This is a genomic window from Arthrobacter sp. 179, from assembly GCF_052379645.1.
In the GTDB taxonomy this organism is placed as follows: Bacteria; Actinomycetota; Actinomycetes; order Actinomycetales; family Micrococcaceae; genus Arthrobacter_H.
In genome coordinates this window covers 21216-30286 of sequence record NZ_JBQSYU010000030.1, presented here as the reverse complement: position 1 = coordinate 30286, position 9071 = coordinate 21216, and the positions used below count along the sequence as shown (strand labels likewise).

The following is a 9071-nucleotide window of genomic DNA, read 5'->3' as shown; positions in this document are numbered from 1 at the left end:
GACCGTCAGGTTCGGCAGCGAATGCTCCTCTGATCCAACGATGCTCCAGGATGTCGACTGTCCCGATGCTCTTGTTGCTCCGTGTTGCCTCGGATGAACGACGACGGGTCATCCCTACAAAGTGTCGGGTCTCCCGACTAGGCTGATATCAGCTTCACGAGACATGGCCCCGCCTGCCGCTCCCCCAGGGACGGTCGACGGACAGCTCCGACTGGCCATGCACCAACCCCACTGTGAGCGGCAGGAATGCCGCGAACGGATTGTTCGTCGGGTGGTTCGGATGACGAAGCGGCCCCCGGTAGCCGCCAGGGGCAAGGACGATCCGAAAGGCAGACCATGCCCACCTTATTGCGCCATCATTCCCACGCTCCCGCCGCCCCACCCGCTCATGCTGCCCCGCGTTTCAGCGGGGACTGGGTCGACGCCGTCGTCGTCCTCGGAAACGGGACGGTGCGCATCGACACCCGGGATCGCGGTTACCTCCTCCTCAGTGACGACTTCACCAGCCTCAGGGAAGCCCTCTCACCGCCGCGGGAAGCGATCACGGACGGCCAGCGAACCGGGGTCCAGTTCAACGAACAACTCAAGGTGCTGTTGGTCCCCGGCGGCCATGAGCGGGCGGGCCGTTCCTTCTTCCATCTCCACGCGGCACCTTCGGCCGCCCAGCCCTGATCCGAGACCAGCGGCCAGGGGATCAGGGCGCGGAAGGAGGTTGGGTCAGGGGGTGAGCATGACCTTGATCGACCGGCGTTCGTCCATGGCCCGGTAGGCTTCGGCCGCCTCCTCCAACGGCATCACCGCGTCGAAGACCAGACCGGGGTTGATGGTCCCGGCCAGGACGTCCTCGAGCAGTTCGGGGATGTAGTTCCGGGTGGAGGCGGCACCGCCGGCAACGGTGATGTTCTTGGAGAAGAGCACCCCGATGGGCAGTTCGGCGCCTCCGGCAGGAACCCCCACGAACCCCAGGGCGCCGCCGGCCCGGGTGCAGCGCAACGCCTGGTCCATTGATTCGGCGGTTCCCACGCATTCCAGGACCGAATCGGCCAGAACGCCTCCGAGGAGTTCGGAGACCTTCGCCGCGGCGTCCTTGCCCCGTTCCTCGACGATATCGGTGGCCCCCAGCTGGCGCGCGACCTCCGCACGGTCGGCATGGCGGGACATGGCGATGATGCGGGTGGCGCCCATTCGGCGGGCGGCGAGGACACCGCTGAGCCCGACGGCGCCGTCACCGACGACCACCACGCTGTGCCCCGGCCCCACTTGGGCCCCCAGCGCCGCATGGTGGCCGGTGCCCATGACGTCGGAGAGGGACAGCAGCGACTTGAGCAGCGCTTCATCGGGTTCACTGACACCGGGGACGATGACCAGCGTCCCGTCGGCGTTGGGCACCCTGACGGCCTCCCCCTGGCCGCCGTCGACCTCGAGGCCTTGTTCATCCGTGGCACCCCAGATGGCCCGGTGCGCACACGCCACCTGGACTCCATTGAGGCAATCGGCGCATTCCCCACAGCTATTGGCCCAGGGGGCGATGACGAAGTCGCCCACGGCCAGGGTCGTGACGGCAGATCCCACCTCGGTCACCGTACCCACGAACTCGTGTCCGATCGGATGCGGCTCGCTCGTCTCGCGGACCCCACGGTAGGGCCAGAGGTCGGAACCGCAGACGCAGGCGGCGGCCACCTGGACGATGGCGTCGGTGGGGTGTTGGAGGACCGGCTCCGGCCGGTCCTCGACGCGGATGTCGTGGGCTGCATGGATCATGGTGGCGCGCATGCTGAAGACTCCTGGATACTGGATGGTGACGGTAGGCCTCCAGCCTAGAACTATCCGGGGCCGTCCGCCGCCCCGGCGCCCGTCACCTTCTTGTGGTCCGGGCTCCCCGCCTGACAGGGTTCGACCATGAGAACTCTGCCCGAACTACTGGCCTCGGTCGGATCATTGGTCGGAGCCCCTGCCCCGTTCACCCCGGACCACGCCCCCGAACACCCGCAGGACCTTTTTGTCGACTGGTTCGCCGCAGCCATCGCCGCCGGGGTCACCGAACCCCACGCGATGACCCTGTCCACCGTCGATGCCGACGGGCTCCCCGATGCCCGGGTGCTGATCCTCAAGGGGGTGACCGACGATGGTGCCTGGACCTTCGCCGGGTCGGCGCAGAGCACCAAGGGCGTCCAGCTCGGTGCCCGTCCTGCCGCTGCGTTGACGTTCCATTGGAAGGAACAGATCCGCAGTATCCGTGTGCGGGGCACCGTGGCCCAGGTACCGGCCCCGGCGGCGCGGCGGGACTTCCTCGCCCGGGGGCCGGCTGCGCGCACGGTGGCGTTGAGCGCCCAGCAGAGCAGTCAGCTCACCGACCCCGGCAGTTTCAACCGGGCCCTTTCGGCGCCCCGTCAGCAGCTGGAGGAGGAACCTGAGACGGTTCCGGAGACGTGGAGGGTCTGGCAGTTGGTTCCGGCGAGCGTGGAATTTTGGCAGGGGCAGGAAGATCGCAACCACCTGCGGCTGCAGTATGTGCGTTCGGGCTCGAGTTGGGAACACCACCGTCTCCAGCCCTGATCACTGGGCTTGCGGCCAGGAGCGCTCACGACATCCGGGCCGTCAAACGACATGAGAACGGCGGCCGCCGGTTTCCGTGAGGAAGCTGGCGACCGCCGTCGTCGTGCATGGCCCTTGGGGGCCTGTGGAGTGCCTAGAGGTTGGAGGCCTCGGCCTGCTCCGGGTAGATCTTGCGCAGCAGCGATGCCGTCTCGGACGGGGTCTTACCGACCTGGACCCCTGCGGCCTCGAGGGCTTCCTTCTTGGCCTGCGCGGTGCCCGAGGAGCCGGAGACGATGGCGCCTGCGTGGCCCATGGTCTTGCCCTCCGGGGCGGTGAAGCCGGCCACATAGCCGACGACCGGCTTGGTGACGTTCGCCTTGATGTACTCGGCAGCACGCTCCTCGGCGTCGCCGCCGATTTCGCCGATCATGACGATCGCCTTGGTCTCCGGGTCGGCTTCGAAGGCTGCCAGGGCATCGATGTGGGTGGTCCCGATGACCGGGTCCCCGCCAATGCCGATGGCGCTGGAGAAGCCCAGATCGCGCAGTTCGTACATCATCTGGTAGGTCAGGGTGCCGGACTTGGAGACCAGGCCCACCCCGCCCTTGCCGGTGATGTTCGCCGGGGTGATGCCCACCAGCGCTTCGCCGGGGGTGATGATGCCGGGGCAGTTCGGGCCGATGATGCGGGTGACCTGGTTGCCGTTGGCGTCGACCTTGGACTGGGCCAGTGCCCAGAACTCGGCGGCATCCTGGACCGGGACACCCTCGGTGATGACCACGACCAGGCCGATGCCTGCCTCGATGGCCTCCACGACGGCGTCCTTGGTGAACTTCGGCGGAACGAAGACGATCGAAACGTCCGCGCCGGTGGCCTCGATGGCTTCGGCGACCGCGCCATAGACCGGCAGGCTGACCTCGCCGTGCGTGACGGTGGTGCCGGCCTTGCGGGCGTTCACGCCGCCGACGACCTGGGTGCCGGCGGCGAGCATGCGGGCGGTGTGCTTGGAGCCTTCGCCGCCGGTGATGCCCTGGACGATGACCTTGGAATCCTTGTTGATGAAGATAGACATGTTTTCTTTCCCCTGATCCTTAGGCGTTCGCCAGTTCGGCGGCCTTGTCGGCGCCTTCGTCCATGGTGGTGGCCAGCGTCACGAGCGGGTTGTTGGCTTCGGCCAGGATCTTGCGTCCCTCTTCGACGTTGTTGCCGTCCAGGCGGACGACGAGCGGCTTCGTGGCCTTGTCTCCCAGCATTTCCAGGGCCTTCACGATGCCGTTGGCCACTGCGTCGCACGCGGTGATGCCGCCGAAGACGTTGACGAACACGGACTTGACCTGCTCGTCGTTGAGGATGACGTCCAGGCCGGCGGCCATGACCTCGGCCGAGGCGCCACCGCCGATGTCCAGGAAGTTGGCGGGCTTGACGTTGGCGTGCTTCTCGCCGGCGTAGGCGACGACGTCCAGCGTGGACATGACCAGTCCGGCGCCGTTGCCGATGATGCCGACCTGGCCATCGAGCTTCACGTAGTTCAGGCCTGCGTCCTTGGCCTTGGCCTCGAGCGGATCCGCTGCCCCCTTGTCCTCAAGCGCTTCGTGGTCCGGGTGGCGGACCTCGGAGGCGTTGTCGTCCAGGGTGACCTTGCCGTCGAGGGCGATGATCTCGCCGGCTCCGGTGCGGACCAGCGGGTTGACCTCGACCAGGGTGGCGTCTTCCTTGACGAAGACGTCCCAGAGCTTCACGATCGCTGCGGCGACGTTGGCGCGCAGTTCGGGGGCGAAGCCTGCTTCGGCGACGATTTCGTCGGCCTTGGCGGCATCGATGCCGACGGCCGGGTCGACGGCGACCTTGGCCAGGGCGTCGGGACGCTCCACGGCCAGGACCTCGATCTCCACGCCGCCCTCGACGGAGCACATGGCCAGGTAGTTGCGGTTGGCCCGGTCCAGCAGCACGGAGAAGTAGAACTCCTCGGCGATGTCGGCGCCCTGGGCGATCATGACCTTGTCGACGGTATGGCCCTTGATGTCCATCCCGAGGATGGCGGACGCGTATTCGAACGCCTCGTCGGCGGTCTTGGCGACCTTGACGCCGCCGGCCTTGCCGCGGCCTCCGACCTTGACCTGGGCTTTGACCACTACGACGCCGCCGATTTTCTCAGCGGCGGCCTTGGCTTCTTCAGGGGTGTACGCCACGATGCCGGCAAGCACGGGGACACCGTGCTGCTCGAACAGATCGCGCGCCTGGTATTCATACAGGTCCACGGGTGTGTCCTTCTACGTCGAAGTCGTTTCTGACTCGGAGCGTCGGCACATGTTGGCCCGATGGCTCCACAGGGAACTTTAGCCCCTAGCCGGATGATGCCTTGCCTAGGCTATCGCTTTCGTGAGAAAGAGCACAGTTCTACGCTCCGTAGACAAAGATCGCCGACTTTCCGGGGTTTTCACGTTGTGGACGTGCATTCCGGCCTGCGATATTTTGATTGACATGCCCCCTTCCCGTCCGGCACCGACCGCCCGCATCGCCTATGATCTGGTCGCCGCCGACTACGCCCGGCTCCTGCCCGATACCGCCGCCGAGGCGGCCGCGGATCGTGAAGTCCTGGGCAGGTTCAGTGCCGCGGTGCCCGACCACGGCCCGATACTGGATGCCGGATGCGGCACCGGACGCCTGCTCGGGCATCTCCGGGACCTCGGACACCATGATCTCGCCGGGGTCGACTTCTCGCCGGGAATGATCGACCAGGCCCGGCGCGGGCATCCGGGCGCATCGTTCACCGTCGCCGAGCTGGCGGGGTTGCCGTATCCGGCGAACAGCTTCGAAGGGGTCCTGGCCTGGTATTCGATCATCCACACGGCGCCGGAGGAACTGGGGGCCGTATTCGGCCAGTTCCTTCGCGTCCTGCGCCCCGGAGGGAGCCTGTTGCTCGGGTTCCAGTCGGGTTCCGGCCCCCGGGAGATCCGGCGGGCCTACGGCCGCGACGTGAAGATGACCGCGTACATGCACGACCCCGCCGATCTGGTGACGCGGTTGGGCGCCCTGGGCTTCGTGATCGACGAAGACCTGCAGCGGGCACCCCGCGACCATGAATCCTCTCCGCAGGGCTTCCTGCGGGCCCACCGCCGCTGAGCACCGGGCAGGCCTGCCCGGAGACGAATCAGCCGAGTTTGCTCAGCGGCGCATAACGCAGCAGCAGACGCTTCTCCTCTGCGGTGAACTTCACCTTCGCCACGGTCTTGTCCCCCGCCCCCTCCAAGGCGAGCACCACGCCCTCGCCGAAGGTGCTGTGGGAGACCTTGTCCCCCACGGAGAGCTGGATGACTTCCTTCTGTGGCTGCACCCGTCCCGCGGCCCGGGCCGTGGGCGCGGTATGTAGCGAGCCGGTTTCGATATCCCCGGCGCGACGTCCGCCCCCTCCCCCGGTACCGGCACCCCAGAAGGATCCGCCGTCGTACCGGCTCGTGGCGAAGTCTCGGCTGCCAAAGGCCCCGGGCGCCGAACGGATCGCCCCTTCGCGTTTCCAATCGAGCAGTTGGCTGGGAATCTCCTCCAGGAACTGGCTGGCCGGGTTGTACTGCGACTGGCCCCACAGGCTGCGGTATTCCGCCCGGGTGACATAGAGCCGGCGACGGGCCCGGGTCAGTCCGACGTAGGCCAGCCGGCGTTCCTCGGCGAGCTCCTTGGGGTCGGTCATCGAACGCTGGTGCGGGAAGATGCCGTGTTCCATGCCCGTGAGGAAGACCGTGGGGAACTCCAGGCCCTTGGCGGTATGCAGGGTCATCAGGGTCACCATGCCTTCACGCTCGGCCATCTGCGCGCCCTCGTCGTCGTCGGGGGCATCGGGGATCGAGTCGGCGTCGGCCACCAGCGAGACCTGCTCCAAGAACCCGCCCAGCGTGCCCTCGGGGTTCTCCCGTTCGTAGTCCCTGACCACGGCGACCAGTTCGGCCAGGTTCTCCACCCGTGATTCATCCTGCGGGTCATCGGATTTGCGCAGCATCTCCAGGTAGCCGGTCTGCTCCAGTACGGCCTCCACCGCGGCAGCCGCCCCGGAGCCTTCGGCGACCACCGCGAGGTCGTCGATGATCTTCACGAAGCCGGCGACGGCCTTGGTGCTGCGGGTGGCCAGCCCGGGAGCCTCATCGGCGCGGCGCAGGGCCTCCATGAAGGGGATGCGCTCCTTCTCCCCCAGGGCCGCCACCGCATATTCGGCCCGGTCGCCGATCCCGCGTTTGGGCACATTCAGGACGCGCCGGACGTTGACGTCGTCCTCCTGGTTGGCCAGCACCCGCAGGTAGGCCAACGCGTCCTTGATCTCCTTGCGGTCATAGAACCGCGTGCCGCCGACGACCTTGTATTTCAGGTCCACCCGCATCAGCTGTTCCTCCAGCGAGCGCGATTGGGCGTTGGTGCGGTAGAACACGGCCACGTCCCCGGGGCGGATGCCCTCCTCGTCGTTGAGCCGCAGGATCTCCCGGGCGATCCACCGGGCCTCGTCCTGTTCCGATTCGCCCACGTAGCCCACGATCCGCGGGCCCTCCCCCTCGGCGGTCCACAACCTCTTCTCGGGGCGATCCTCATTGAGCGAGATCACCGCGTTGGCTGCGTTGAGGATGGTCTGGGTGGACCGGTAGTTCTGTTCGAGCTTGATCGTCTCGGCTTCCGGGTAGTCCTTGCCGAATTCGACGATATTGCGGATATCGGCACCACGGAAGGCGTAGATGGACTGGTCGGAGTCACCCACCACGGTCAATTCCCCGCCCGGGGTCTGCCCGTCGGGGCCGGTGAGTTCGCGCACCAGCGAGTACTGCGCGTGGTTGGTGTCCTGGTACTCGTCGACCAGCACATGACGGAACCGCCGCCGGTAGTTGTCGGCAATGCCGGGAAAGGCCCGGAAGATGTTCACGACCTGGCCGATGAGGTCATCGAAGTCCATGGCGTTGGCCTGGCGCAGCCGCTGCGTGTACCCGCGGTAGACCTCCGAGACGGCCGCGGCGAACGGGTCGTTCATGTTCGTGGTGGAGGCATTCTCCTCGTCGTCGATCAGTTCGTTCTTCAACGCCGAGATCCGGTGTTGCATCGCCTTGGGCGCGAACTTCTTCGGGTCCAGGTCCAGCCCCTTGGCGATCAGCGTGATCAGCCGCAGGGAATCGGCGGCATCGTAGATCGAGAAGTTGGATTTCAGTCCCACCGAGGTGGCCTCGCGACGCAGGATCCTCACGCAGGAGGAGTGGAACGTGGAGATCCACATCTTCTGCGCCGGTTCCCCCACCAGCTCCCCGATACGTTCACGCATTTCGGCGGCGGCCTTGTTGGTGAAGGTGATCGCCAGGATCTCATGCGGGCGGGCCCTGCCCGTGGCCAGCAGGTAGGCGATGCGGTGGGAAAGCACCCGGGTCTTGCCCGAGCCGGCACCGGCGACGATCAGCAGCGGGCTGCCCGCATGCTTCACCGCCCGTTCCTGCTCCGGGTTCAGCCCCTCCAGCAGTTCGGCGGCCTGCGGGGGCCCGGAGGCGCCGGCGTCGTTTGCACTCAGGCGCGAGCGCGCCTCGGAAAAGTCGTCGAAGAGAAAATCCATGGTCCCCCCAGTCTACGGTTGCCGGCGTTTTCCCGCCCCGGCCCCCGTCCCGGCATAATGGCGCCATGTCCAAGAAGCCCGCACAGCGCCGCAAGAAGTCCCGCCAGCAGAAGAACCAGGCCACGGGGAACCCGGGATCGCCGGCGAAAAGCGGTGCGGGCGGTCCGCCCCGCCAGTCTCCGGGCAGTGTGCCCCCGCGGCCGGGCAGCGCCCTGGCCAACACCACCACCGGCAGGACCCCGGAACAGGCCCAGGGCAACGGCAACCTGATCCTCTGGGCGGGGCTCGGCGCCGTCCTCCTGCTCTTCTGGTACTATCACCTGCTGGTCTTGAACCAGATGCAGGACCTCTCCGGGGGCCTGGCGATGCCCGATCAGCTGCTCGGCGGCTTCGACGCGGACTACATCCGGAAACTCCAAACGGTCATGGACGACGATGCCCTGGGCCAACTGTCCTACGTGCATAAGACGGCGGGCACGTTGTTCCCGCTCTTCACCGCCCTGGTGGCGATGCTGGCCATTGCCCTGCATGTGCCGCGGCGGGGGCTGCGCTGGGGCTTGTGGGCGATCCCGCTGCTGTTCGCGATCGTCTCCCTGTGGACCAACCCGATGATCGACGGGCTGCTCGCCGGAACCACCGATCCGGACCGGGTGGGCCTGGCCTCGGCGTTGACCATCACCGGCTGGATCCTGCTCTTCGCCACGGTGGCGACCGCCCTGGCGGTGGTCATCGCCTCGTTCGTGCGCACGTTCCGACGCAGGTGGGGCGAGGCCGGACTGTCCTGAGCCGGGGCGGACCCGACCGGAGTCGTTTTCGGTGTGACCGGATTCTGCCGCTAGGATGGTTGCTGTTCGCCCGGGCTCAGCCCCACGGCGATTGGTCCCTGTAGCTCAGTCGGATAGAGCGACCCTCTCCTAAAGGGTAGGCCACCGGTTCGATTCCGGTCAGGGGCACCCTGTTC

At 67.1% G+C, this 9071-nt stretch carries 8 protein-coding genes and 1 tRNA gene; 5 read left to right on the top strand and 4 right to left on the bottom strand.

Annotated features, from left to right (window positions below; genetic code table 11):
• Positions 1–336 precede the first annotated feature (336 nt).
• A complete protein-coding gene (locus tag ACT3UE_RS14480; RefSeq protein WP_444555444.1) occupies positions 337–672 on the top strand; it encodes a hypothetical protein in 336 nt (111 codons plus the stop codon).
• Between the two features lie 45 nt (positions 673–717).
• On the opposite strand, the gene ACT3UE_RS14475 is transcribed toward ACT3UE_RS14480, so the two are convergent.
• A complete protein-coding gene (locus ACT3UE_RS14475; RefSeq protein WP_444555443.1) occupies positions 718–1773 on the bottom strand; it encodes a zinc-binding dehydrogenase in 1056 nt (351 codons plus the stop codon).
• Positions 1774–1899: 126 nt separating this feature from the next.
• Between ACT3UE_RS14475 and ACT3UE_RS14470 the strand changes: the two genes are divergently transcribed.
• Entirely contained in the window at positions 1900–2556 is a 657-nt protein-coding gene (locus tag ACT3UE_RS14470) for a pyridoxine/pyridoxamine 5'-phosphate oxidase (RefSeq protein WP_444555442.1), read from the top strand.
• Positions 2557–2689: 133 nt separating this feature from the next.
• Here the strand turns inward: ACT3UE_RS14470 and sucD are convergent, their stop codons facing one another.
• A complete protein-coding gene (gene sucD, locus ACT3UE_RS14465; RefSeq protein WP_444555441.1) occupies positions 2690–3610 on the bottom strand; it encodes a succinate--CoA ligase subunit alpha in 921 nt (306 codons plus the stop codon).
• Positions 3611–3629: 19 nt separating this feature from the next.
• Positions 3630–4796: an ADP-forming succinate--CoA ligase subunit beta gene (gene sucC, locus ACT3UE_RS14460; RefSeq protein ID WP_444555440.1), complete on the bottom strand. Its 1167-nt coding sequence runs from the start codon at positions 4794–4796 to the stop codon at positions 3630–3632.
• A 223-nt stretch (positions 4797–5019) separates the two neighbouring features.
• Here sucC and ACT3UE_RS14455 point away from each other — a divergent pair, with 223 nt between their 5' ends.
• Positions 5020–5661: a class I SAM-dependent methyltransferase gene (locus ACT3UE_RS14455; RefSeq protein WP_444555439.1), complete on the top strand. Its 642-nt coding sequence runs from the start codon at positions 5020–5022 to the stop codon at positions 5659–5661.
• Between the two features lie 28 nt (positions 5662–5689).
• Here ACT3UE_RS14455 and pcrA read toward each other — a convergent pair whose 3' ends face one another.
• Complete coding sequence (gene pcrA, locus ACT3UE_RS14450) at positions 5690–8110, bottom strand: DNA helicase PcrA (protein WP_444555438.1); 2421 nt, start codon at positions 8108–8110, stop codon at positions 5690–5692.
• Between the two features lie 65 nt (positions 8111–8175).
• Here pcrA and ACT3UE_RS14445 point away from each other — a divergent pair, with 65 nt between their 5' ends.
• Positions 8176–8895, top strand: a complete 720-nt coding sequence (locus tag ACT3UE_RS14445) for a hypothetical protein (protein WP_444555437.1) — start codon at positions 8176–8178, stop codon at positions 8893–8895.
• 94 nt (positions 8896–8989) lie between these two features.
• Positions 8990–9063, top strand: a tRNA-Arg gene (locus ACT3UE_RS14440).
• Positions 9064–9071: the final 8 nt, after the last annotated feature.